At 48.4% G+C, this 24,136-nt stretch carries 26 protein-coding genes; 10 read left to right on the top strand and 16 right to left on the bottom strand.

Going from position 1 to position 24,136, the window contains the following annotated elements:
- Positions 1-47 precede the first annotated feature (47 nt).
- The 3 genes from V7S65_RS08255 (at position 48) to V7S65_RS08245 (ending at position 1,695) form a co-directional block, all read left to right on the top strand.
- Complete coding sequence (locus V7S65_RS08255; RefSeq protein ID WP_079471844.1) at positions 48-311, top strand: hypothetical protein; 264 nt, start codon at positions 48-50, stop codon at positions 309-311.
- Positions 312-390: 79 nt separating this feature from the next.
- A complete protein-coding gene (locus V7S65_RS08250; protein WP_079471843.1) occupies positions 391-1,005 on the top strand; it encodes a trimeric intracellular cation channel family protein in 615 nt (204 codons plus the stop codon).
- Positions 1,006-1,047: 42 nt separating this feature from the next.
- On the top strand, positions 1,048-1,695 hold the full coding sequence (locus tag V7S65_RS08245) for a MarC family protein (protein WP_200817322.1): 648 nt from the start codon (positions 1,048-1,050) through the stop codon (positions 1,693-1,695).
- Positions 1,696-2,087: 392 nt separating this feature from the next.
- Here the strand turns inward: V7S65_RS08245 and V7S65_RS08240 are convergent, their stop codons facing one another.
- The 6 genes from V7S65_RS08240 to V7S65_RS08215 all read right to left on the bottom strand — a co-directional run bounded on the left by V7S65_RS08240 (position 2,088) and on the right by V7S65_RS08215 (position 9,354).
- On the bottom strand, positions 2,088-2,288 hold the full coding sequence (locus tag V7S65_RS08240) for a hypothetical protein (RefSeq protein ID WP_111578155.1): 201 nt from the start codon (positions 2,286-2,288) through the stop codon (positions 2,088-2,090).
- Between the two features lie 48 nt (positions 2,289-2,336).
- The gene (locus V7S65_RS08235) at positions 2,337-3,428 is read right to left on the bottom strand and encodes an efflux RND transporter periplasmic adaptor subunit (RefSeq protein WP_336388578.1); all 1,092 of its coding nucleotides are present in this window, start codon (positions 3,426-3,428) and stop codon (positions 2,337-2,339) included.
- Positions 3,429-3,441: 13 nt separating this feature from the next.
- Positions 3,442-6,645: an efflux RND transporter permease subunit gene (locus tag V7S65_RS08230; protein WP_336388579.1), complete on the bottom strand. Its 3,204-nt coding sequence runs from the start codon at positions 6,643-6,645 to the stop codon at positions 3,442-3,444.
- Between the two features lie 12 nt (positions 6,646-6,657).
- Entirely contained in the window at positions 6,658-8,037 is a 1,380-nt protein-coding gene (locus V7S65_RS08225) for a TolC family protein (RefSeq protein WP_336388580.1), read from the bottom strand.
- Between the two features lie 66 nt (positions 8,038-8,103).
- Positions 8,104-8,460, bottom strand: a complete 357-nt coding sequence (locus V7S65_RS08220) for a hypothetical protein (RefSeq protein WP_336388581.1) — start codon at positions 8,458-8,460, stop codon at positions 8,104-8,106.
- 87 nt (positions 8,461-8,547) lie between these two features.
- Positions 8,548-9,354, bottom strand: coding sequence for a DUF6630 family protein (locus tag V7S65_RS08215; RefSeq protein ID WP_336388582.1), 807 nt, complete (start codon positions 9,352-9,354; stop codon positions 8,548-8,550).
- Positions 9,355-9,447: 93 nt separating this feature from the next.
- Here V7S65_RS08215 and V7S65_RS08210 point away from each other — a divergent pair, with 93 nt between their 5' ends.
- Positions 9,448-10,395, top strand: a complete 948-nt coding sequence (locus tag V7S65_RS08210) for an aldo/keto reductase (protein WP_336388583.1) — start codon at positions 9,448-9,450, stop codon at positions 10,393-10,395.
- Between the two features lie 48 nt (positions 10,396-10,443).
- Here V7S65_RS08210 and V7S65_RS08205 read toward each other — a convergent pair whose 3' ends face one another.
- The 3 genes from V7S65_RS08205 to V7S65_RS08195 all read right to left on the bottom strand — a co-directional run bounded on the left by V7S65_RS08205 (position 10,444) and on the right by V7S65_RS08195 (position 13,067).
- Positions 10,444-11,457 (bottom strand): outer membrane beta-barrel protein, encoded by a 1,014-nt coding sequence (locus tag V7S65_RS08205; RefSeq protein WP_336388584.1) that lies wholly within the window; start codon positions 11,455-11,457, stop codon positions 10,444-10,446.
- Between the two features lie 82 nt (positions 11,458-11,539).
- Entirely contained in the window at positions 11,540-12,727 is a 1,188-nt protein-coding gene (locus V7S65_RS08200) for a hypothetical protein (RefSeq protein ID WP_336388585.1), read from the bottom strand.
- Between the two features lie 61 nt (positions 12,728-12,788).
- Positions 12,789-13,067: a SelT/SelW/SelH family protein gene (locus V7S65_RS08195; protein ID WP_079471833.1), complete on the bottom strand. Its 279-nt coding sequence runs from the start codon at positions 13,065-13,067 to the stop codon at positions 12,789-12,791.
- 139 nt (positions 13,068-13,206) lie between these two features.
- On the opposite strand from V7S65_RS08195, the gene V7S65_RS08190 reads away from it, so the two are divergent.
- Entirely contained in the window at positions 13,207-15,279 is a 2,073-nt protein-coding gene (locus V7S65_RS08190; protein ID WP_336388586.1) for a tetratricopeptide repeat-containing sensor histidine kinase, read from the top strand.
- Here the strand turns inward: V7S65_RS08190 and V7S65_RS08185 are convergent, their stop codons facing one another.
- Complete coding sequence (locus tag V7S65_RS08185; protein WP_079471831.1) at positions 15,280-15,744, bottom strand: Lrp/AsnC family transcriptional regulator; 465 nt, start codon at positions 15,742-15,744, stop codon at positions 15,280-15,282.
- 166 nt (positions 15,745-15,910) lie between these two features.
- Here V7S65_RS08185 and V7S65_RS08180 point away from each other — a divergent pair, with 166 nt between their 5' ends.
- Positions 15,911-17,041 (top strand): histidine decarboxylase, encoded by a 1,131-nt coding sequence (locus V7S65_RS08180; protein ID WP_336388587.1) that lies wholly within the window; start codon positions 15,911-15,913, stop codon positions 17,039-17,041.
- Here the strand turns inward: V7S65_RS08180 and V7S65_RS08175 are convergent.
- The 3 genes from V7S65_RS08175 to V7S65_RS08165 all read right to left on the bottom strand — a co-directional run bounded on the left by V7S65_RS08175 (position 17,038) and on the right by V7S65_RS08165 (position 18,761).
- Positions 17,038-17,922 (bottom strand): mechanosensitive ion channel family protein, encoded by an 885-nt coding sequence (locus V7S65_RS08175; protein ID WP_336388588.1) that lies wholly within the window; start codon positions 17,920-17,922, stop codon positions 17,038-17,040. The genes V7S65_RS08180 and V7S65_RS08175 overlap by 4 nt on opposite strands.
- Positions 17,923-17,980: 58 nt before the next feature.
- Positions 17,981-18,235, bottom strand: coding sequence for a hypothetical protein (locus tag V7S65_RS08170; protein ID WP_079471828.1), 255 nt, complete (start codon positions 18,233-18,235; stop codon positions 17,981-17,983).
- A 106-nt stretch (positions 18,236-18,341) separates the two neighbouring features.
- Positions 18,342-18,761 carry a DUF6496 domain-containing protein gene (locus V7S65_RS08165; RefSeq protein WP_079471827.1) on the bottom strand — a complete coding sequence of 140 codons (420 nt, stop codon included), beginning with the start codon at positions 18,759-18,761 and terminating at the stop codon, positions 18,342-18,344.
- Positions 18,762-19,033: 272 nt separating this feature from the next.
- Between V7S65_RS08165 and V7S65_RS08160 the strand changes: the two genes are divergently transcribed.
- The 4 genes from V7S65_RS08160 (at position 19,034) to V7S65_RS08145 (ending at position 20,661) form a co-directional block, all read left to right on the top strand.
- Positions 19,034-19,354 carry a KGG domain-containing protein gene (locus tag V7S65_RS08160; RefSeq protein ID WP_200817321.1) on the top strand — a complete coding sequence of 107 codons (321 nt, stop codon included), beginning with the start codon at positions 19,034-19,036 and terminating at the stop codon, positions 19,352-19,354.
- Between the two features lie 110 nt (positions 19,355-19,464).
- Entirely contained in the window at positions 19,465-19,848 is a 384-nt protein-coding gene (locus tag V7S65_RS08155; protein WP_336388589.1) for a ribosomal maturation YjgA family protein, read from the top strand.
- A 28-nt stretch (positions 19,849-19,876) separates the two neighbouring features.
- Complete coding sequence (locus V7S65_RS08150) at positions 19,877-20,239, top strand: DUF1304 domain-containing protein (protein WP_079471825.1); 363 nt, start codon at positions 19,877-19,879, stop codon at positions 20,237-20,239.
- 8 nt (positions 20,240-20,247) lie between these two features.
- Positions 20,248-20,661, top strand: a complete 414-nt coding sequence (locus tag V7S65_RS08145; protein WP_336388590.1) for a hypothetical protein — start codon at positions 20,248-20,250, stop codon at positions 20,659-20,661.
- A 2-nt stretch (positions 20,662-20,663) separates the two neighbouring features.
- Here the strand turns inward: V7S65_RS08145 and soxC are convergent, their stop codons facing one another.
- The 3 genes from soxC to V7S65_RS08130 are packed head-to-tail and all read right to left on the bottom strand — an operon-like array spanning position 20,664 to position 24,135.
- Positions 20,664-21,902, bottom strand: coding sequence for a sulfite dehydrogenase (gene soxC, locus V7S65_RS08140; protein ID WP_336388591.1), 1,239 nt, complete (start codon positions 21,900-21,902; stop codon positions 20,664-20,666).
- Positions 21,903-21,907: 5 nt separating this feature from the next.
- Positions 21,908-22,474, bottom strand: a complete 567-nt coding sequence (locus V7S65_RS08135; protein ID WP_336388592.1) for a c-type cytochrome — start codon at positions 22,472-22,474, stop codon at positions 21,908-21,910.
- Positions 22,475-22,482: 8 nt separating this feature from the next.
- A complete protein-coding gene (locus V7S65_RS08130; protein ID WP_336388593.1) occupies positions 22,483-24,135 on the bottom strand; it encodes a hypothetical protein in 1,653 nt (550 codons plus the stop codon).
- Between the last annotated feature and the right edge of the window lies 1 nt (position 24,136).

Below are 24,136 nucleotides of genomic sequence, written 5' to 3'. Positions count from 1 at the left end.
CCATATTTTAACCGGTAATCCTAAATCCTGCAGAAAAACCATCAGTTATGATACAGATTGCCTTATCTTATAAAAACCGTGAATACCGGCATTTTGAAGATTCTTCTCTTGCGCAGATAGCCGAACACACCCGGAAATTACTTTGTGCTTTGCTGGAAGACATTTATGACCTTGTTTCAAAGGAAACAGGCCGTTTCCTGATCTACCTGGATCATCATCCGAAAATTGAAGTGGAAGGATTCAGTCATGGTCTGCGTAACCAGATAGAGCGTACGCTTCGTGGTGAATCTGCCTATGAGGATGATTATTAAGCAGCATTAATTAGTTGCTTTTCTCCTGTTATAGTCATATAAAGTATCCTTACCTTAGTTCATAAATACGACAAGGAGAATGCAGCTTACCTTCATCCAGGTATTGGAATTACTGGGCACTTTTGCGTTTGCTGTTTCGGGAGCCACAGCAGCTATTAATAAATCGTATGATGTAATCGGACTACTGGCGCTGGCCTTTATCACGGCTATTGGCGGCGGTACTATCCGCGACCTCCTAACCGGCGCCACACCAGTTGCCTGGATGACGGATGAACTCACCAACAGTGCTATTATTGTGGCCGCCATTATTGCCGCATTATTTTTTTCCTATGTAAAAAAACTCACCCGTTTACTCAGCACTTTTGATGCGATAGGGCTGGGACTCTTTACTATTACCGGTATCAACAAAGGACTGGCAGCAGGGCTTCCCATGCCTATATGTGTGGCGCTGGGCGTAATTACCGGTACTTTCGGCGGATTGCTGCGCGATGTTATCACCGGGGAGCAGCCCATTCTTTTTACCCGTGAAATATATGCAGCCGCGTCCATAGCGGGTGGCATCCTGTACCTGGTTGCCGGGCACTTTACCGGTGTTTCCGGAGATATTGCGCAGGGTATAGCCGTTACCGTTATAGTGGGCATCCGGCTGGCAAGTCTGCGGCATAACTGGCAACTGCCCCGGTTACGTTCCTAGCGGGGATATTTGCTGATAAATAAAATTTATTATATTGCTGATATGATGGCATTATTTGATAATTATATCGCGTTTGCGACTACCGTATTTATGGGATTACTGGCAATTGTAAATCCTGTTTCAGCCATCCCTGTTTTCATGGAGCTGACATCCAATATGGATAAAAAAGCGAAGCGAAACATTGCCACCAAATCAGTGATCATTGCCTTTTGTATTATTCTTGTTTTCAGTGTGGCGGGCAAACTCATTTTTCATGTTTTTGGCATCACGCTGGCTGCACTGCGGGTTACCGGCGGTATCCTTGTTTTTGTGATTGGATATGAAATGGTACGCGGAGAAAAGGAGAATAAAAATGAGAATCCAAAACTCGGTACGCAACCGGTGAAGGCCGACCAGGGAATCAGCGTAGCCATTACCCCACTGGCGATGCCGCTGCTGGCAGGCCCCGGCGCTATTACCACTTCTATGAGCTATTCAGCGGCTAAAGATCTCACACATCTCGCAATTGTAATAGGCATTTATGCATTTATATGTTATATCACCTATCTCCTCTTTATTGCAGGTGAACGCATTGTAAAAATTATCGGCACCAACGTCATGATGGTGATCACAAAAATGATGGGACTTATCCTGGCCGTTATCGGCGTTCAGATGTTTGCCCTCGGCATCCGCGAACTTTTTAATTTTTAAAATAGTTTTTCAGAGAACAATTTTAAATCGTTTCGTGTTATTATTTCAGATGCGCATTAAAAGGATTATTTAGGGTAAAAACAAAAAGGAAAGAATATTTAAGAAGATAGCAGCCATCATCCACATAGCGTTAGCCCGCTATGACTGTCATTACGCATCATTCAAAAAATCCAAAACCATTTTATCCTATTGAAACTCTTCACGTAAAAAGCGTGAGGGAATCTTATTGCCTTCTTTAAAAACTTTTTTTAGTTGAACAACAGGTAAATCCGTTATTGATTACTAGGTGGATGTTATTTGTTCTCTTTTTTTAATAAGAACATAAGAAAATCAATATAGACGGAACAGTTAGCAGAAAAGCCGTCCCGATTCCTCGGGACGGCACTTTTTTTTCAGCCCTGGCTTTTCTTTCTGCGCTTGCTGTCTGCTATATCTTTCTGATCATATTCGTCTTCGTCGTATCCTTCCAGTACATTGTTCCGGTCGTCGTTCCTTTCCTTTTTGGCGCCGCCTTTTGCCGGGGCCAGTGCTTCATTCTTACGCTTTGTTTCTTTCAGCTCACGCTTTTCGGAAGTGCTTTTTTTGATCGTCATAAGTCATGGTTTTATGGTATGGTTACAAAAAAAACGCCGGAACCGCATTTACGGAATCATAATACCCTCTTTAATTTCATCTGTTGCAGGCGCAATCACCCGTTCATCCACCTGCAGGCGGCCGAACACTTCCGTGGAATCATTGTGGTGATTGCCTTCTTCTATATCAATCCATTTTGTATGATGATTCCTTACGGCGATGACATACTTTTTTTCCGTAGACATTACAATGGCGCTGGCGGGCACCAGCAGCGCCTGCGCCGAGCCTTTCAGCGGCAGCATCACTTCCGTATACATTCCTGCTTTGAGTAACCGTTTCGCGTTCTGTACATCTATTTCTACAGCTTCAGAGCGGTATTTATCATTCAGTGTGCCTGCCTGCCGGGCGATGGTACCCTGGAAATGCTCACCGGGAATAGCGTTTACCTCAAATGTAATTGCCGGTTGCTCCGATAGCTGCGCGCTGTATATTTCGGGCACCTCCAGCATCAGCCTCAGCTTATCTTCCTGCTCCAGCATCAACATGGGCTTATCATCAACTTTGGTATCCGGCCCTACCAGCGCGCCGGGATGGATATTGCGTTCTGTGATCACACCATCAAAGGGCGCCGTAACGGTTAAGTAGCCGCGGTTCACTTCCTGTGCGCGGAAATTGGCCTGTTCGCTGTTCATTAATGCGCTGTCGGCCAGCATGCGGGCTTTGGCCAGCTCCAGGTCGTGCGGGGAAATGGTGCCTGGTTCTTCGCTTGTGGCCACGGTGCGTTCGTAGTTATCTTTGCTGGAGGCGAACATGGCCGCTGCCTGCAGGTATTTGGATTGTGCCGCGTAGTAATGCTGGGTTACTTCCGGCGCTTCCAGCACCAGCAGTACCTGTCCTTTCTTCACTTTGGAGCCACGGTCTACCGAAATACTTTTTACAAAACCATTAATCCGCGGGTAGATGCTTACTTTCTGAAAGGCAGCCAACGTACCAGGCAGGCGGATACTCCCTGCCAGGGGCCGTTGTACCGCTGTTGCAAGGGTATAATGACGTTCGTCTTTACTTGTTTTCTTTTTATCGGTCATAGCGGCTGAATTACAGGCAGCCATGATAACGATCATACTTACAGTGAACAGATAATATTTAGAATGCTTCATCATGTTAGATTTTATTTTAAACATTGGCGTTGTCCGGCATTAAGGAAGGCGACTGGTAGCCTGTTTTACGTTGCATCAGTGCATATACCTGTGGCAATATGAGCAGGGCTGCGAGTGTGGAAGCTATCAGTCCGCCGATAACGGCGCGGCCCAGCGGGGCTGTCTGATCGCCAGCTTCCCCGAGGCCGCTCGCCATCGGGATCATCCCTGCAATCATGGCCAGGCTGGTCATCAGGATGGGGCGCAATCTTACGCCGGCGCTCACAATGGCCGCTTTCCGGGCATCGTGGTATTCCATCCGGAGCTTTTCCGCATTGGTAACAATCAGGATGGCATTGGCCACCGACACGCCGGTAGACATGATCATGCCCATATAAGATTGCAGGTTCAGCGTAGCGCCCGTGAGCAACAATGCAATCAGCGCGCCTGCAATTACCGCCGGGATGGTAGTAAGTACCACCAGTGATAATTTAAACGACTGGTAGTTGGCCGCCAGCAAGAGGAAGATAACGGCTACCGCTATCATCAGCCCGTTCTGCAGGCTGTTCAGCGTTTCCACGAGGAGACTGGAAGCGCCTTTCAGTTCTGTGATCAATCCCTTTGGCGGCGTGCCGGTTTCCCGGATTGCCTGTTGTACGGCGGCGGTGGCAGCACCCAGATCTTTACCGGAAATATTGGCACTAACGGTAACGAACCTACGCGGGCCGGAACGGTCGTATTCCCCCGGCATTTCCGTTTGGGTAAAAGTGGCAACGTCTGCCAGTACGGGCCGCGGCTGGCCTTGCACCAGCGGGATCTCTTTCAGGTCATTTAATGCCGTCATGTTATACTCCGGCACCTGTACCTGCACCTGGTAGGTATAGGCCACCTTTTCATCGAGCCACTGATTTTTTTCGGTAAAGCGGCTGGAGGACGTGGATGCGGTAACAGAGCGGGCCACCTGGTAAATGTTTAACCCCATCTGCGCCAGTTTAAGGCGATCGATGTGAATGCTGATCACCGGGAAATGCAGTGGCTGCGCAATCTGTACATCCCGCAGAAATGGAATGTCGTGAAGCTTATTCACCAGTTGTTGTGCATACGTCGAGATCTGTTGCATATCCTTCCCGGCCACCCTTACTTCTATGGGTGTAGCGGCTCCCTGGCTCATAATTTTTTCCATGAGATCTATCGGCTCAAAAGACAACCGCATCTCCGGTATTTTTGCCGTGATGTTCTTCCTGAGCTGATCTTTCAGTGTTTCGATATTTACCTTATAGTTTTCCTCCAGGTTCACCTGCAACACCGCTTCGTGCGTGCCGCTGTTAAAAATATAGAGGTTGCTGGTACCGTAGCTGCTGGGAATTAGTCCCACGTAAGCGGAACTGATGGCCACATGTCCTTCCACGGTGCTGTCCACTACTGCCAGCACTTCATGCAGTGCGGTTTCCGTACGTTCCAGGCGCGTGCCATCGGGCATGCGTAAACGAAGCTGGAACTGCCCGGCGTTGATGTGGGGCATGAGGTCCTTCCCTATCCATACATAGCAACCACTTGCCAGCAGCAGCGAACCAATGATATAAACAGTAACGACTACACGCGATTTATTCATACCGCTTTCGAGCACCCGCATAAAGCCTGATTTGAAGCGTTCGAAGCCCGTTGCTTTCTCCGGGTGCCGCGTGGCCTGTTGCAGGTGTTCATTCACTTCTTTTACTTCTTCCGCATCCAGTGCCATCACGGCGTGCGCATGATGCTGGTATTTATCTGCCTTCAGCCACCAGTTGGCTATAACCGGCACCAGTGTTTGCGCCGCGAAATAGGAAGCTACCATCGCAAAACCGATGGATAACGACAGTGGCAGGAACATGGCGCGAGGTACGCCCGTCATGATAAATGACGGCGCAAATACCGCCAGGATACAAAGCAGGATGAGCAACAGCGGGAATGCAATTTCCTCGCACGCATCATAAATCGCCTGCCGTTTGGATTTACCCATTTCCAGGTGCTGGTGGATGTTTTCAATAGTCACCGTGGCCTGGTCCACCAGGATGCCAATGGCCAGTGCGAGGCCGCTCAGCGTCATGATGTTAATGGTTTGCCCGGCCAGTTTAAGCCCCATTACCGCGCACAACACCGCCACCGGTATGGTGACTACCACCACCAGGCAGCTGCGCAGGTCCCGCAGGAACAGCAGTACCATCAGCCCCGTGAGCAACGCGCCCAGTGCGCCTTCTGTGATGAGGCTTTTCACGGCATTGATCACAAACACCGACTGGTCAAATTCGTATGATACGTTTACGTCGTCCGGCAGCAGGCTTTGCATTTCCGGGATTTTGGATTTCAGTGTTTTCACCACGTCCCAGGTGGAGGCATCGGCCGTTTTTACAACGGGGATATACACCGAGCGCTTACCGTTGACCAGTGCATAATCCACCGTTACATCCGTGGCGTCGGCCACGCGGGCCACATCGCGTACAAACACGTTGTTATTGCCATTGGTCACAATGGGAATGTCACCAAAGCCGGCCACCTCCTTTTCGAGGGAGTTGATGGTGGTTACGAACATGGTGTTGTTGATACGGATATTGCCGGAGGGTGTCATCACATTATTTTTTGCGATGGCTTCTACTACTTCATCAGCGCTGAGGTTGAAGCTGCGCAGCTTTTGCGGATCAACATTAATGACCACCGACCGGGAGTTGGCGCCAAAAGGCGGTGGCGCTGATAGTCCGGGTACGGAAGCAAACATAGGCCGGATGCGGGTAGCGGCCAGGTCGTAAATTTCCTTCAGCGACTTTTTCGGGCTGCTGAACACCAGCTCTCCCACAGGAAGAGATGATGCGTCGAAACGCATTACCTGCGGTGGCAGTGCTCCCGGCGGAAAAAACTTCATGGCCCGGTTTACCTGTAATGCCACCTGGGCGGAGGCTTCCGCCATATCTGTATTTTCATAAAAGGTGAGCTTTAGTAACGTTAACCCCTGTATGTTTTTCGTAGAAATACTTTTTACACCATTTACATACAGGAACTGATCCTGCAGGCGGGTGGCAAAGAAGCCTTCCATCTGCTGCGGCGACATCCCCCCGTATGGCTCTATCACATAGATAGTGGGCAGGTTTAATTTCGGAAAGATGTCGATGGGTATATTGAAAACAGACAGCAAAGAAAAAAGCAGCAACCCGCCGGTGATCACCACCACTGCAATAGGCTTCTTCAGTGCCGAAGATACAAATGACATAATGAATAGCGTTTAGTTCAGATCAGGTAAAAGTTGTGAAATAGTATTGCCCGCGTAAGCGGCACGGAACAGTGCTTTCCAGGCGGCGTCGCGGGTTTGTACCAGGTCTGTTTCCGCGCGGTTCAGCACAAACAAAGCGGTGGTGACATCAATAATATTGGTGAGTCCTCCTTTATACAGCGCCATTTTCTGCCGTGCTGCAGCCCGTGCGGCGGCCAGTTGCAAAGGCAGCTCCTTCAGCTTATCGCGCGATGTTTGGATATCCGACTGCGCCTGTTGCAGTAAGCCGCTGAGCGTAGTGCGGGTAGTGGCCAGTTGTTGCGCGGCTACTTCCGAACGGTATTGCTGTACGGCTACTTTTTCATGTGTGCGTTTCAGGTCAGTAAGATTGTAAGTGATTCCCAGTCCGAGTAAATAGTTGTACCTGCTGTATCCCAGGCCGCTCCACAGATTCTTATCATATACATCATTGAATGATCCGCTGGAACCGCGCATCCATCCTGCTGCCATCAGGTTTACTTTTGGCAGCCGTGATTTGCGGATCACATCGGCGGCGGCGCGTTGTTGCTGGTATACGGCATTGTAATATGCCAGCATAGGATGGGCAGCCAGGCTATCCGGCGCTTCACTGCCCAGCAGTACCGGTAAGCGTTTGTTATTAACGGTATCGGGCTGTATCTGTGCAGTATCAAGACCGGTAAAAACGCCCAGTTGAATGCGTACCTGGTTGTAGTTGTTTTTTATATCCAGCAGCGTGAGTCTTGCTTTCGACAACTCTGCGGCTGCGATGGCACTGTCCACCCCGGGTTTGAGGCCATGCAGCACGGTGGCCGTAACCGCCTTCAGCACTTCTGCATTACGCTGGATATTGTCTGTGGCTATTTGCTGCAATGCGTATAGCCGGAGCAGTTCCAGGTAATTTTGAATAACCGATACCGTAAGCTGGTTAGCCGTATTGTTCAGATCTGTTTGCTGTACTTTCAGTGACTGGGCCGCTTCCTTCTGTTCACTGCCATAGGCGCCGAAGTTGTAGATCTCCCATTGCATGGCTGCCATTGCGATGTTACCGCTCATTAAGGCGCTGTTATTTTCTGCGCGGATACCACCTGATGTGGAAGGGATCATCCCCAATGTGAAGTAAGATCCGTAAATGCTGTTGTCTGTACCGGCATCTACCTGGTCGTGCAGTTTTATGGCCGGGTACCAATTGTGTTTAATATCTGTAAGGCTGGCCTGGCCGGCGTTTACCTGGGCCTGTTTGGCCTTTATAGCGGGGTAATGTGCGAGGGTAAGCGCAATAGCCCGCTGCAGCGAAAAGCTATCCGCTGCAGATTGTGCGAATAAAGAAGTGAAGGGGACAATACATAGCAACCACCAACACCTCTTCTTCACGATCCTATGTAAGTTCATAAATCGCTAAAAAAGAAAATGAAATAAATAAAATGATAAAACGGGTTATCAGGCGGCAGGTGGGCCTCTCCAGCTTCTTAGCGGCGTGGGTACGCTGAGGTAAGGATTGAAATAATATCCTTTGAGGATTTTGTCTACATAAATAAACCGGGTAGTAACCGCCGACAATAAAAGTGGGCAAACCTTTTCGTGGCCGTAGCTGTCGTTGATACCAACGGGGCGGCGTTTGAACCGGTTAATGGTAGCGCGGAACCGGGGCGCTTTCTCCACCGCTTTAAACGTGATGCCGGTGGTGGCGTGAATATTATCCGTGCCTTTTAATTGTATCCTCCCGGCCTGCCCCTGCACCTGTGGCAAGAACATCACCGCGATTAATACAAAAAATAAATGCCGGAATAATTTCATGTGGTATACTGTAATGAATTTACTAAGATATCCAAAAGTACGGGCTTCGGTAGCCGGTATGTATTTTTTTAACCGGATTTTAATGTCTTAAAAAAAACAAATGAGACAGAGTTCTTCCATTTTCAGCAGGGCATTGGCAAGGCGGAAATCCTGCATATTGAGGCAGGTGAAGGATTGATATTCATCCAGGCTGGTGCCGGCTGCTACTATTTTCAGATCGTGTTCATCCAGCTGATCATTTACAAAGTCCAGCACACCTTTGGCGAAATCTTCCGCGCCGATGATGGCTTCAAAATCAGCCGCATCCGGGGCTTTCAGTGTTATACCGGCCTGTCGTAAAGGGGTAAGTTCATTCAGCGCGCTGATGCCGCTTTCTGCAAACTGCTGCCATTCAAATTCCACCACGTTGCCGGTGGCTGATAATGCAGTATATAATTCTTCCCAGATGGCGGTGGCATTTGGCAGCACGATATCCGGCAAATGGCTGATCTGCTCCTCGGCATCGTCTTCATTAAAGATATCGAGATATAGCTGTACCAGTGGTTCACGGGCATTGGACAGACCGTGCAGGTTTTCCAGCATCTTTAGTTCCTGCATGAGAGCGGACCAGCGGAGCAACAGTTCCTCTTCATCTTCCTCATTCATCTCATCCGGGATGAGCACTGCTTTGTCGTGCAACTTATAATTATCCAGCCTGTTTTTCCGGATGTGCAATCCCGGCGTACCAAAAGAAAGCTCATAAGAAGCACAATTCAGGAAGGCAGTACCGATAAGTACCTTATCCATGAATATTTCGTGTACCACGCTTTCTTTGGTATCTATATGGGAGTAGCCACTCTCCTTCCCATAGGTTTGTGTTAACCAGTTAAAATCTTCACGAGAAATAGCAGGCATCTGTTCTGGCATAAAAATTAGTCGGTGAAAGACAAAAGTAGTTAAATTACGTACGGGATGTACCCGTAGTATGAATCAATAAAAAAAATTATTATGGAAAAACGGAAACTGGGACAATCCGGGCTATTGGTAGCCCCGCTGGCCTTTGGCGGCAATGTATTCGGCTGGTCGGCCAATGAATCCACTTCTTTTTCATTACTGGATGAATTTACTGCAACTGGTTTCAACCTTATAGATACCGCAGACGTATACCCGCGTTGGGTACCGGGAAATTCGGGTGGCGAATCTGAAACCATTATCGGTAAATGGATGCGTGACCGCGGCAACCGGGACAAAATAATTGTGGCCACTAAAGCAGGCGGCGATATGGGCGAGGGCAAAAATGTGAGCAAAGCTTATATCCTCAAAGCCGCAGAGGCTTCCCTGAAGCGTCTGCAAACAGATTATATAGATCTCTACCAAACACATTTTGATAATGAGGCGACTCCTGTAGAAGAAACGCTGGCAGCTTATGATACGCTGATAAAAGCAGGTAAGGTCAGAGCTATCGGCGCTTCCAATATGAGCGCTGCCCGCCTGCTGGCAAGCCTGGAAGCCAGTAAGCAAAACGGCTTGCCACGGTATGAAACATTTCAGCCGGAGTACAATCTGTACGACCGGGAAAATTATGAGCGGCAATATGCAAAGATCTGCGAAGAACATCACCTCAGCGTGATCAATTATTATTCACTGGCGAGTGGTTTTCTTACGGGCAAATACCGCACAGCCGCCGATACCGGCAAGAGTGCGGCCCGCGGGCAGAAAGCACTCAGCTATCTCAATGAAAGAGGGCTCCGAATCCTGGCGGCGCTGGACCAGGTAGCCGCGCAATATCACTCCACACCGGCTGGTGTTGCACTGGCGTGGCTGCTTACACGCCCTGCGGTGGCGGCGCCTATTGCCAGTGCCACCAGTAAAGAACAGCTGCATGAGTTGATGAACGGGGTGCAGCTCCAGCTGGATACAGCAGCGGTGGCATTACTCGATAAAGCAAGTGCATAAAAAAAGGGAGGGTTTTTAGCCTTCCCTTTTTTATCTGTTTGTTTATTGTTACAACCGGAATTTCAATCCTGCATTCAATCCCAGTCCCCCGATATTGATATAGGATTTCAGGTCATTGGCCGGTTTATTATCATCTTTATAAATCACTTTGGTGCCCTGCTGGTTTACCGGTGTATTGGAGCCCTGATCCAGCGTGGTTACATATTTTGTATTCTTTTCCGCTACCGACAAATCGTTGACGGTACGGCCTGGCAGCGATTGCACCACCGCACCAGTGGTACCATTGATGAGCGTATTGGTTTCATTGTACTCGGTGATCTCTTTTTCTTTACTGCGCACCGGTACATTTTTGTACTCCGTTTCCACGAAAATATCAAAGCGGGGCGATACCGTAAAAGACACGCCCAATGCGCCCTGGAAACCGACAGTAGGATTAGGCTTAATTGCTTCTTTCCTGTTGATATTGGTAACCACCTGCGTACCCGGAGGAATACCGGCAGGACTGGACACCTGGGTAGCATCGGTTTCAATATAGAGACGGCCCCATAACGGCACTATAACACCGAAGCGCACATATGGATTTACTTTTTCCAGGCCCGGACTTACCACCAGGCTGGGTGCAAAATCAATTGCGTTTACATATCCGTGCGACTCCACATGGCCCAGTTCCTTGCCGGAACCAGCCATAGTAGCACGCTGACGGGTCATCAGATTTTTTTTACTGTGGAAATAGTTAAAGGTTCCTTCTACCGCAAAATATTTATTGATATTATAGCCGACAGAAAGACCAGCCCTGAAACCTTCTCCGTAAGAGCCTGTAAGCACCTTACGGCTAATGGTATCCAGGCCGGATGCACCAAATTCAGTATGCAGATCCTGCGGTGGATATGGGCCAACATTCGGGAACTGCCCCGGGGATACGCTGAAAAAATAACCGCCTACAACTTTCAGATAAAATTTTGAGTGTGAAGAAGAGCTTGTGCTGGAATTGTCCTGTGCCTGGGTGCTGTGGGTAACAATCAAAAGCATGGCGACTGCCCCTAGCAGGAATAGATTTTTCATATGCGATGGTTTTGGAGTATGGTATTTAATCTATTGAAAGTTAACAAATTATTACCACATAACCATCGCCGGAAGCATTCAGTTAGAATGCTTCCGCCAGAGACAGATACAATCCTTTTTGCCTGGATTCACCGCTGCGTTTTTCACCAACGGCATAGTCTATACGAATAGTGAGCCTTGCATTTTCGTCATAGAAGTAACGGATTCCGGCGCCATAGCTTGGTTTAAATCCGCCGAAACGAAAATCACGGTTGGCGAATACGGTGCCGGTACCGGCAAATGCAGCCAGTGCAAATTTTGGTTTGATATCCACAAACCAGATATGAATGCGCATTTTAGGATCGATGAGATAACGGTATTCCGCCTGCCCGGCCAGGTAGTTCTGGTTACGGTACCTGCCGGTGTAATAGCCGCGCATGATCAGGTCGTTCCCCATTTCAGGCAGCAGGTAAAAGGGCAGCTCATTGCCCTGGAGACTATTGAAGATGCCGTTAAAGCCCAGTGTGCTTTTGCGGGAGATGGACAGGAAATGTGAACCCTGTGCTTCTATTTTAAAGAGCGGATGTTTGCTTAAAAAAGAAGGTGCGTATGCCAGGTTGAGTTTCAGCCAGGAACCGCGGCGGGCATAGTTTTCATTATCGCGGTTATCGAAAATACCGGTGAGCCCGAGAAAGGTAACATATCCCCCTTCTTTGTCGGTAAGCGGCATGGTAGTGTAAATGCCTTTATCATCGCCGCTGCTGTACGTGTCATGCTGGTATAATATGGAGGCACCTGCGTAAAAGTGTCCGCTGATGCGCCGCTCCCCTTCCACCTGTACTTTATAGCGGCTGTTGTTTACCAGCGACCGGTTATCGTAATGGGTAGTATCGCCGATGCCAGAGAAATAGAGCGGGTAATTATGATACCGGAGATTGCTTTTAAAATGCCAGGTATTGCTGCGGGTCCAGATATTTGCTTTCAGGTCGATTTTAAACTGGCTCTCCGTGGTAACTGCGGGGATCAGGTTGAGGGTAGAGTTCCGGGTAGCCCTGTCGGGATTCTTGTTATCTGTATAAAAAGAATACAACATGGCGGCGCCGATTTCCAGTCCTTTTTCCTGGGAATAGCCCAGCACCGGCAACGGAAAGAAGCTCCGCTTACGTAACCATACGCTGTCGTATAGCCCTTCCCGTGAAGAAGAAGGGGTTGTGATAGTGCTATCCTGCTGAGCCTTTGCGCCTATTGCTAATAAAAGTGATAAAGCCGTGATATGGAGGTTTTTACGCATAGGGTGCAAATGTAAAGATTTTAGAGAAGAGGATCGCATTCCGGGATCCTCTTCTCTGAAATCATGGTCTGTCCGAATGCCCCAGGCTCTTTTCAGGATTCACCTGATCCCGTACCAGCTGTTTCAGGAATTTGATTTCCGGGAAATGCCCGCTTTCCTTGCGGTCGAAGATTTTTTCTTCGCCGAGCCAGATAATATAGGAGCCCCCAATTTCACTGGGACGAAGGGTAACGCCTCCCAATTCATCTGTAAAAGTGGTGAGGAGTTCCTGGGCCATGTAGGCGGCACGAAGCAGCCAGCCGCATTTCGGGCAATATTCTATGGTAATGAGCGGTTTCATCGTTACTAAACTTTGCAGAAAGATACAACCATAATTGATTTATAGGGTCATAACACTAAATTCATCGCCCCATTCCTCACTTTTTTCTCAACTTACTTTGAATCGTGGCACATTATCTTTAATTTTAACCTATGTTAAAGTGGACCGTCCCCGAATCGCTCCACCCTTGTCACTGCCAACACTATTACATATGCTGCCGGCCAGTCCTTTGAAGAAGAGCGTTTTAATCCCATTATGTCTGATTTTGCTGTCGCCTGCGGTAACAGCGCAACAGTTTATCAACGACAGCCTGCTGGCAGTACTGCACTCCCATTCACAAAACGATACCACCCGGGTGAACCTGCTGAACCAGGTGGCCAGGACGTATTTCACTATAGACGCCCCCACTGCAGCAAAATATGGCGCCGAAGCGCTCCGGTTAAGCGATAGTCTTCATTATACCAAAGGAAAAATATGGGCCTGGCGCAACCTTGCCCTCGTGGAAAATACCAAAGGACACCTGGATCAACAGATGCAGCTGACCCTCAATGCCCTGAAACTGGCGGAAGCCCTGGGCGATTCTTATACCCTGGGCGTACTGAATAACGATGTGGGGAATATTTTCACAGAACTGAATACCCCGCGAGATGCACTCATTTATCTTAAAAAGGCCCTGGCAATAAAGCTGAAAAGAAACGAAAAAACAGAAATTGCCAAGACCCTCAATAATATTGGCTCCGCATATATCTCCCTGAAAATACCAGATTCTGCGATGCTGTTCCTGGAGAAGGCCGAGAAAATAAAGCTGGAACTGCATGATCAGCGCGGACTGGCCTATACCTATGAAAACATGGGTATTGTAGCCATGCTCCGGCACCGGTATGATGATGCGCTGCGCTATCACCAGCTTTCCAATACCTATTACCAGGATGCCGGCAATTTACCCGGTGTGGTGAAATCCAGCCTGAACCTCGCTGAAATACAAACCATGCAGGGCGATCTGAAAGGCGCAGCGAAAAACCTGGAAAAAGCGAAACTGTTAAATGATACGCTGGGCAATGTGAAAAATGAGATGATCTATTACAAGATCCGCTATGAGCTGGATTCTGCCCGGAAAGACTATGCCGCCGCCTTTGAGAGCTATAAGGAATTCAGTAACCGGAACATCGACTTTTTCAACGCCGAAAAAGGCCGGCTGATATCCCGCTCGCAGGAGAAATATGAATCTGAAAAAAAGCAACGCGAAAATATTTTACTGAAGAAGGAACAACACATGCACCTCGCTACCATACAGCAACAGCGGGTGCTGGTACTGTCTGCCGCGGCGCTTTTCCTGGCGTTGCTGCTGATTACCGTGATGGTGTACCGCCTTTATAAAAGGCAACAGGAGCTGTATCTTGAACTGAATAACAAGAACCGGGAAGTATCCATGCAGAACCGCATTATCCTGGAACAAAACGCTACCCTGGAAAATCTCAACCAGGTAAAGGATAAAATATTCTCGGTTATTTCACATGATCTGCGTTCGCCGCTGGCCATCCTGGAAGGCCTGCTCTTTTTACTGAAAGATGAAAAAATTGATGCGGCGCAGTTCCGCATCTATACTGATGAATTATGGAGGGACGTAAAAAATACGGCCTACATGATGGACAATATGCTGCAATGGGCCAGCAACCAGATGAAAGGTATTGGCGTGAAAGCGGATGATTTTGATGTGACCTTACTATTAAACCGCGAATTTGAGCTGCTGCAAACCCTGGCGCGGCAAAAAGAAGTGAAGCTGTCGCACGAACTGAACGAATGCATTATGGTATACGCAGATCCTGATATGATCAGGCTGGTAATGCGTAACCTGATCAATAACGCCATTAAGTTCACCCCTTCCGGCGGTGAAGTACTGATTACCGCCACACATGATAATGAGCAGGCGGAAATCACGGTAAAAGACAATGGTACCGGTATTCCCGTGGAAAACCAGCACCGTATTTTCTCCAACATCTACTACTCTACTACCGGTACGCAGAATGAAAAAGGCTGCGGACTTGGGCTGCATCTCTCCAAAGACTTTGTAGAACGCAATCACGGGCGGATCTGGTTTAACAGTATGCCTGGCAGCGGCAGCAGTTTTTCCTTTACCGTTCCCCTGTCTGAAGAACCGGAGCCTACCCCCCGCGCCTATACGGTGGTGGTACAGGATCATCCGTTGGGCGGCGTGAGTGTGCTGAGGCGATAACTATCCCAGCCGGAAAGCTGTGGTGTGCTTAATTTCCGTCATTACGAAAGAGCTGTGTACCTGCCCGATATTTTCAATGGCCGCCAGTTTATTGGTTAAAAAATGTTGGTAGCTGCGCATATCGTTTACCACTACCTTCAACAGGTAGTCGTAGGTACCGGCCACGTGATAACACTCCATCACTTCTTCCATTTTTGCGATAGCGGTTTCAAATTTCTTTATCAGCGGCAGTGAGTGCAGTTGCAGCGATACATTACAGTAGGCCGCCAGTGTTTTGCCGGCTTTATCGCCATGCAGCAGGGTTACATAGCTTTTGATCACCCCGCTTTTCTCAATCTTTTTAAGCCGTTCATAGGTGGGAGTAACGGACAGCCCTATACGATGCGCAATTTCTTTGGTGTTCAGGCGGGCATCTGCCTGTAGTGCCTCCAGTATTTTCCGGTCTGTTTTATCCAGTGTATCCATAGTAGTTATATTTTTCTTTTAAAAGATGTCCGGCGGTGGCCGGGCAGTGCTATTTATCTTCCAGAAACTTAAAAGTAGTATATCTTTTCTAATTATATTATTATACCAGTTCAATCAGATTATCAATACTTACTTTTACAGCATCATACACCTGTAAAATACGATTATGAAAGAGTACCGGCTGGCCGCGGCAGATGCCGCAGCGCTGAATGAACTGTTAGCGCAGGTACAAACACGTACCAGGGATTTCCTGGGATATCCTGTATCCAAAGATTTTGATTATAGTCCCCTCCTGCCTTTTTTACAATATCCGTTGAATAACCTCGGTGATCCTTTTGTGCCCGCCACTTATGCTGTGGGATCCAGGGAGATGGAGAAATACGTTGTTTCCTTTTTTGCCGGCCTTTTCCGCGCACCGGAAGACGACTGGTGGGGATATGTTACCAACGGCGGTTCTGAAGGCAATTTATATGGCTTATACCTTGCGCGGGAGCTGTATCCCAAAGGGATGGTCTATTATTCCGAAGCCACTCATTACAGTGTGCAAAAGAACCTCCATCTGCTCAATATGCCGGGAATTATTATCCGCACATTGCCCAATGGCGAAATAGATTACGACGACCTGGAAAATACCATCCGTATGAACAGGCATCTGCCGGTGATCATGCTGGCAAATATTGGTACTACCATGACCGAAGCGCGGGATGATGTAAAAAGGATCAAGGGTATTTTGAAGAACCTGGCAATACGTCATCACTATATTCATGCAGATGGGGCGCTGTCCGGCAGCTACAGCGCTTTCCTGGAGCCGCGGCCCGCTTTTGATTTTGCGGACGGGGCTGATAGTATTGCCATCAGCGGTCACAAATTTATTGGCGCGCCCATCCCCTGTGGTGTGGTGATTGCGAGAAAATCCAACCGCGACCGGATTGCCCGCTCGGTGGCGTATATCGGGAGTATGGACACCACCATTACCGGTTCAAGAAACGGCCATAGTCCATTGTTCCTGTGGTATGCACTGAAAAGCCTGGGTGTGGAAGGTTTGCAGGAAAGGGCCAGGCACAGTTTAACAGTAGCTGCACATGCCGTGGAACGCCTCAACGAAAACGGCATTCCGGCATGGCGCAACCCCGATGCTATTACGGTGGTGTTTCCGGATCCTCCCGGAAGCATCCGCCGGAAGTGGCAGCTGGCTTCAGAAAGCGGTTGTTCGCATATCATTTGCATGCCTAACGTAAGTAAGGCGCAGGTAGATGAATTTGTGGACAGCTTCGTTGGCGCGATGGCGTTGGTTTAATTTACGCCCTCTGCAATGGCCATGATCTCGGTGTTGAGCGCCCGCCTGATGAGGCGTTCCGTTTCCTTGTTGGTTTGCGGCATCAGCAGTTGTACTTTAAACTGTACAAAGTCTTTTTTGATCTCGATTGTTTTCAGGGAAAAACTTTCGGGTGTATAACTGCGGGAATAGGCATCTATTGAGCGTTTCAGCCGGTCTTCCAGTCCGCGGATCGTAAACGGGTGTTTATGATCCAGTTCAAATTCAATGGTCAGTTTCCGGATGTTTTGTTTGGACTGGTTCAATACAATAGAAGTAAACACTACCGAATTAGGAATAATAACAATATCATCGTCATCATTCTGCAATACCAGGTTAATGAGGGTAATATCCATCACTCTGCCTTTTACTTCACCGATGCGGATATGATCGCCGAGCGACAACTGATCAGAGAACATAATGATGAGGCCATTGATCATATTGGCGATATAGTCTTTCGTAATGAGGGCAATGGCGGCTGCCACGATAGTGATGCTGGTAACAAATTTCAGCGGGTTTACGCCGAAAAAGAAGGTGATGGCCAGCAGGAGAAAAATGGTATTTAAAACAGAGGAAATACGGTTGATCCCAAGAATAAAATTATCCTTTTCAATAGGCCGCTGCCGGTTACGGCGGCGGGTATACCAGGAGAGAATCACCAGCCAGGCCAGGGAGATAACCAGATTGGCGCCCAGGAAAAAAGAGAGCGCGTTGGTGAGTTTAAACAGCCATGTAAATTTATCATATACGGCAGGGTGTTCAAGGTTAAAATAAACAATGCCCAGGTATATCAGCAGTTTTACGAGGAATATGACCCTTTCCCTGCGATTAGCGTTCTTATAGGTTTTATCGGTTACCATCATAGCAATTCATACTCGCTTTGCTGCGAAGGTACAACCGTAGTGATTAAGCAACAAAGCCTTATTTCATTTTATCCAGAATATCTTCCCAGATAATGCGGGCAATCTGTTCGGTTTCTACCGTGCGGATGCTTCCCTCAAGCGTATCTTCGTGATCAGCAGTAAAGCTAGTACTATGGGGTTCAAATTCATCGAGCACATGTTCGCTCACATCAGGAATCACTTGAAATGCTGTTTCCAGAGCGCCCTTGTCGATCGTAATAATCAACCCATAGGGCTTCCCTCTGATGATCACAGTAATGCTGTGTTTTTCCATACTTAAAATCCTGCAAGCGATATACCACAAAAAAAGACCGGTGCTGTCCAGTCACCGGTCCTTTTGTATATATTGAACGTACAAAACGACCCGGAAAGCCCGTTATTCATGCAGTTGCGGCTGATTTTTTACGGGCGGCTGACTTTCTTTTAGGCGCTGCTTTTTTTGCAGTAGCTTTTCTGGCCGTTGTTTTCTTAGCAGCCGTTTTTCTTCCGGCAGATTTTTTGGCCGCAGCTTTTCCAGGTGCGGCTCTTTTAGCGGTTGTTTTTTTAGCGGGAGATTTTTTCGCTGCTGCTTTTTTGGGCGCTGCTTTTTTTGCGGTGGATTTCCTGGTAGTGGATTTTTTTGACGCCGGTTTTTCAGGCACCTTTGCTCCTTCTTCGCGGGCCTCAGACAAACCTATGGCGATAGCTTGCTTAGGATTCGTAACCTTTTTATTGCTTCTTCCGCTTTTCAGTTTTCCTTCATGCATTTCGTGCATACTTCTTTTCACTTTATTCTGTGATTCTTTTGAATATTTTGCCATAACAAAAAAATTTAGATGGGTTAAGAAAAGAAATAACGTTGAAGCAAAAACAAAATATAAGCCACGGAAAATGAGGGAGTTCCTTTTTAAAAACTGTAGAATGGACAATAAAAGTGTGTGGAAAATTCTATGGATTGTGGAATGTATTGCCCCATTTCATATCCCCATGAGCCTCAAGTCCGCTACCAGCGTGGCTGATCCGTGATGGCACATATCTTGTTCCGGGTTAGCGTAAATGTTTAACTACTATCACTAAAAAAAACCTCAGGATTATGGAAGACATCAGATATCAAACTGCCATGCCGGTTAATCATGTTTCGGAAAAGAACTCCGATCAAAAGAGTAAACACAGTAAACGCGGATTTGCTTCTATGGACCCTGAACAGCAACGTGCCATTTCAAGAGAAGGTGGAAAAGCTGCACACCAGCAAGGTGTTGCCCACAAATTCACTTCTGAAGAAGCCCGTGCTGCAGGCAAAAAAGGCGGTGAAGCCGTTAGCAGAAACCGTGAACACATGGCCGCTATTGGCCGTAAAGGCGGAACCAACCGCGGAAAAAAGAAAAGTAGCGTTGAAAGTGATAATCAGCAATAACCCGATCACCCGGGTTATTGCATCGCATAAGGGGCCACAGGTCCCTTTTTCTCTCTCCTGACCACACTCATATTCCAGATTTCTTTGCTATATTTACCGCTTTTTTACCTATGGTAGCAAAAAGGCGCTGGATTTACTTTTTCCTTATTTTACTGAATATCCCTTTAGGACTCGCCACCAGGTGGGCTCCTCAATATTTCCCTGACATCATACGTATATATGGAGGCGATGTATTATCGGCCACCTGTATCTTTTTTGGCATCCGTTTCCTTTTTCCGGTCGCCCCACTGTGGAAAATTGGCATCGGCAACTACGTGGTTTGCCTGCTGATAGAAATACAGCAGCTATACCAGGCCGAATGGGCCGTGAAGTTCCGGAACACGCCTGCCGGCATCTTGCTGGGACATGGATTCCTGTGGAGCGACTGCGTATGTTATGCCGTGGGCACCCTCCTGGCGCTGGCAGTTGCCTGGCTTGCAGAAAGAATAATTTGACCTATATTTATTTATAAACCACAACACTATGCTGGTACTCATCAAAATACTGATTGCTTTTGTGATGCTGGAACATCTTTATATCCTTTGGTTTGAAATGTTCGCATGGACCAGCAGGGGGCCTAAAATATTCAAGCAACTGCCCAAAGAGCTGTTTCCTCCTACCAAAGCCCTGGCGGCTAATCAGGGCCTGTACAACGGTTTCCTGGCTGCCGGCCTCGCCTGGACCTTTTTTATTTCAGACCCGGTATGGAGCTTACGGGTAGCCGCTTTCTTTTTAGGTTGTGTAGCCGTTGCCGGTATATACGGAGCACTTACCGCCGATAAAAAAATCTTTTTCGTACAGGCATTACCGGCGTTGATCACCCTGTTGCTGATTATATTTTATTAAGATAAAACATGATAGAAGAATCAGACATACGGATAGGCAACTATGTATCCTACTTTGATTATAACATGGAAGAAACAGCCTTTGTAGTAGAAGGCATTTTGCAGGGTTTTGTGTATAATTCAGGACTGCCGCTCAGCAAACTTCCCTATGCAAAAGTAAACCCGATGGTGCTGGATGTGGACCTCCTGCTGAGATTTGGCTTTATCAAAGGAGATCCCGACTACGGCGAAGATGTAAATGTATATTCCCTAAAGTATAACCGGCTGCACAGCGTGCATATCAGGCACGAAAACGAAGTATTCCAGCCGCTTACAGATGCCGCGAAAGGACTGGTACCCTATGGCCGCGCCATTGTACATGTACACCAGCTGCAAAATCTTTTTCACGCAGTTACCCGCGATGAACTTACCTTATTTGAGTAAGATCACTTCCATTTTTCCGGCTTGAACAACACGGTGCCATCTCTCTTCAGCACCCATGCGGTAACCGGGTTCACATGATACCCGCCCATGTCTGTACCCCGCGCCTGGATCAGTTGTTTTAATGTTGGCTGACGATAGCCCGTGTCATCTACCGCAAGGCTCATGATCTCTGTGGGTTGCCCGTCCCAATACCAGAGATGACGGAAATATGTATGTGCTTTGTCCATTACCGGCTCCTGCAATACCGCTTTGGTCCAGTGCTTCCCCGCATCAGTACTGATTTCCACGCTATCAATTTTTCCGCGGCCACTCCACGCGATGCCCCTGATTTCTATCCAGCCCTTTTCCACCTGCTGCGGAAACGACGGATAGGTGATGATAGAACGGGCATCCATATCGAAGCTGAACTGCCGGATCTTATGATCCCGGATGGTTTCCGTGTATTTGGACGTTTCCTCCCGCGTCATAAAGGGCTGGTCCGATAATTCGATGCGCCGGATCCATTTCACATTGGTATTCCCCTCCCATCCCGGCAGAAATAACCGCGCAGGATAACCCTGCTCCGGGCGGATCGCCTCTCCATTCTGCCCATAGGCGATCATAGCGTCTTTCCAGCCCTTTTCCACGGGAATACTGCGGGTCATCACCGCGGCATCAGAGCCTTCTGCCAGGAACCAGGTGGCCTTTGGATGCACGCCTACTTCGCGGAAAAGAGTGGACAGCATTACACCGGTCCATTCACTCTGACTGGTGAGGCCACAAATTTCCTGCGGCGTCATGGTTTCCTTGCCCGATCTGAAGTTGCCTGAGCACTCGATAAAGGCGATACGGGATGCCGCCGGAAAACGCTTTAAATCGCGCAAGGTAAAGATCATAGGCCGATCCACCATCCCGTGAATCAGCAGTTCGTATTTATCAGGATGGATAAGCGGCACGCCAGCATGACTTCTTTCAAAATGAAGATCCGACGGGGTGATAATGCCATACAGGTCCTGCAACGGTGTGCGGGAAGAAATATCCGAAGGCTTTTTTACCGGCTGCTCAAATGGGGATCGGGTGCCCAGTTTGCCGGGAAGTGTACCCGTGATTTTCGTAGGATCAATATAGGTAGTGTCTTTTCCTGTGGCGGTAGTATCTGTGCCACGCTGCACCCTGGAAGCGCCCATTAACGCCGCAGCAGCGGAAACTGCCGCTGCTCTCAGTATCGTTCTTCTTGGTATCTTTTTATCTTCGCCTGACATAATATTCATTTTACTTCATTACCACCGCGACGGTCGTCATTCACATAATATTTTTTCGCCGGCATCACAATGTTTGGCAGCTTCACGGCATCCAGCTGCAGGGTGCTGTCAATGATATCGTTGCGGTACAGCAGGAAAGCAGTAAGACTATACACATCTTCATTTGTGAGCGATCCCGGTGCATTAAAGGGCATAGCGCGGCGGATATAATCAAATACCGTGGTGGCGTAAGGCCAGTAGTTACCAATCGTTTTTGTGCGCACCGTATCGCTGAGCGTGGCCACCAGCCGGTTTGGTGTGGGCTCTGCGCCGGTTTCACCATGACAGGAAGCGCATTTTGCCAGGTAAATAACCCGGCCAGATGCCGCATTGCCGCTGCCGGCGGGCAATCCTTTGCCATCGGGGGCAATGGAGATGTTCAGTGAATCGATTTGCCTGCGGGTGGCTGTTTTTCCAAATCCGAAATGTTCCGGCCAACCTGGTACCGGTGGCCGGGTGTTGGTATGGCAAGCCAGCATACCCAACACCATTACAACGGCCGCCCGGTAACAGTTGGTTCGTTTTATAAACATAGTACTGCTTAATATTTTCCTGCCTGCAAAGTGCTTGGCGCCAATGTGTATTTCCTGTCGATGCGGTCCAGCACTACATAAATGCTATTCTTATTCTCATCCACACCGGTGAGTATTACATGCGAACCATCGCCGGTGGAATATTTCACAGTAAAGCGTTTCCTGTTTTCCCAGGCAGGTGCGGCGGCATAGTCTTTCGCCCTTCGGGCAGATAATGCAATGGGTGCTATCTTGAGTGATTCATCTCCGATATTTTTACGCGCTGCTGCGGGGATCCAGTCTTTCGCCGATTTGGCCGCCTCTTCACGCGCAGCCTTTTCCGCAGCTGCATCCACTACCACGCCGCCATCGCCGCCCACACCGGCAGTGCGGTTACGCCTGTCCGGAATGGGTTTGTATTTATCTTCGAGATAAAGCACTTTATTTACTTCATCGGCATAATAGTGAAAAGCCCGCTGACCGCCGGCAAGACCCGTTATTTCAAAGGTGCGGTTCACATCACGCTGCGGATCGCCGCCACCATTCGACAAATCGAGCGGATGCGGTTTATTTACGCGATAAGTAAAAGTAGACCAGTTCTCAAACGTAGCTTCCTGCCAGCGAACCGTATCTACCGGTGAATACGGGATCACCTGGTCGTTTAACCGGAATTCCGTTACCTGGTAGTTACCGCGTAACTCCTTTACGCCCGCTACGGATGGTTGTTTGTATGGATCATACAGGAAGTTAATCAGCTGCAGATAAAAAAGCACTCCGAGGAAAAGGAAGATGGTAGCAGATTTCAGCCCTATGCGGGTATAGCGTTGCCATCTCTCCGGAAAAACAGGATAATAATTTACCGGCACAGTAAAACGCTCTTGTACCAGCAAACGATAAATTTTGGGTACATCATTTACCAGCAGTAACGCTGCCAGCAGTACGAAATAACTGCTGTATACATGTACACCACCGTCATAGGCGAAATTCACGTACACAATATCTCCCAGCGCGGCGAACAGTAAAATGGAACCCAGCGTGGTAGTTTTACGGAAAAATAACAGCGTGCCTGCCACTACTTCCACCACGCCCGCAAAGATCTGGTACCAGGGCACAATGCCGATAGATAACCAGTAAATTTTCTGGGCAGTAAGATCACCAAAGTTGGTATTTAATATTCCGAAAGATGGATACGGCATCTGTACCGGTAACAGCTTCGTAAACCCAAAGCCGATGATGCCGATACCGGCGCGGTATCTTACCACTACCCGCAGCCAGTACCACGCAGTATAATATTCCTTCCGCGGCAGTTTGCGGGTCTTTACAATACCGGTCCATACAAGGCCGCCGGCGGTAGCTATCAACGCTGTGGTGATCCAGTTGGCATATCCCAGCAGGGAACTGCCAAAGATGGTGTTGCCGAGGATATTAATCCCGGAACCAAAGCGCGCAATATCATACAGGTCGCGGTAATTCAGCCGTGTCCAATCCAGTTGCACCAGTTGCCGGTACCACTCCACACTATTGGGAACGGATAACGCAATGAAAAAAATAAAAGCGATGCGGAATAATATCAGCTGATATTCTTTCCAGACGGGCAGCTGCAACAGCGGTGCGTTGATAGCCACAGAAGCAGCGTCCCTGATCACGGGTTCATCTGGTAATGTTTGTGTGTTATGAGCCATG

The sequence above is a fragment of the Chitinophaga sp. CCNWYY40 genome (assembly GCF_037483205.1).
GTDB classification, from domain to species: Bacteria; Bacteroidota; Bacteroidia; order Chitinophagales; family Chitinophagaceae; genus Chitinophaga; species Chitinophaga ginsengisegetis.
Note: the sequence above shows the minus strand (reverse complement) of the source record. Positions and strands in the feature narration are given on the sequence as shown.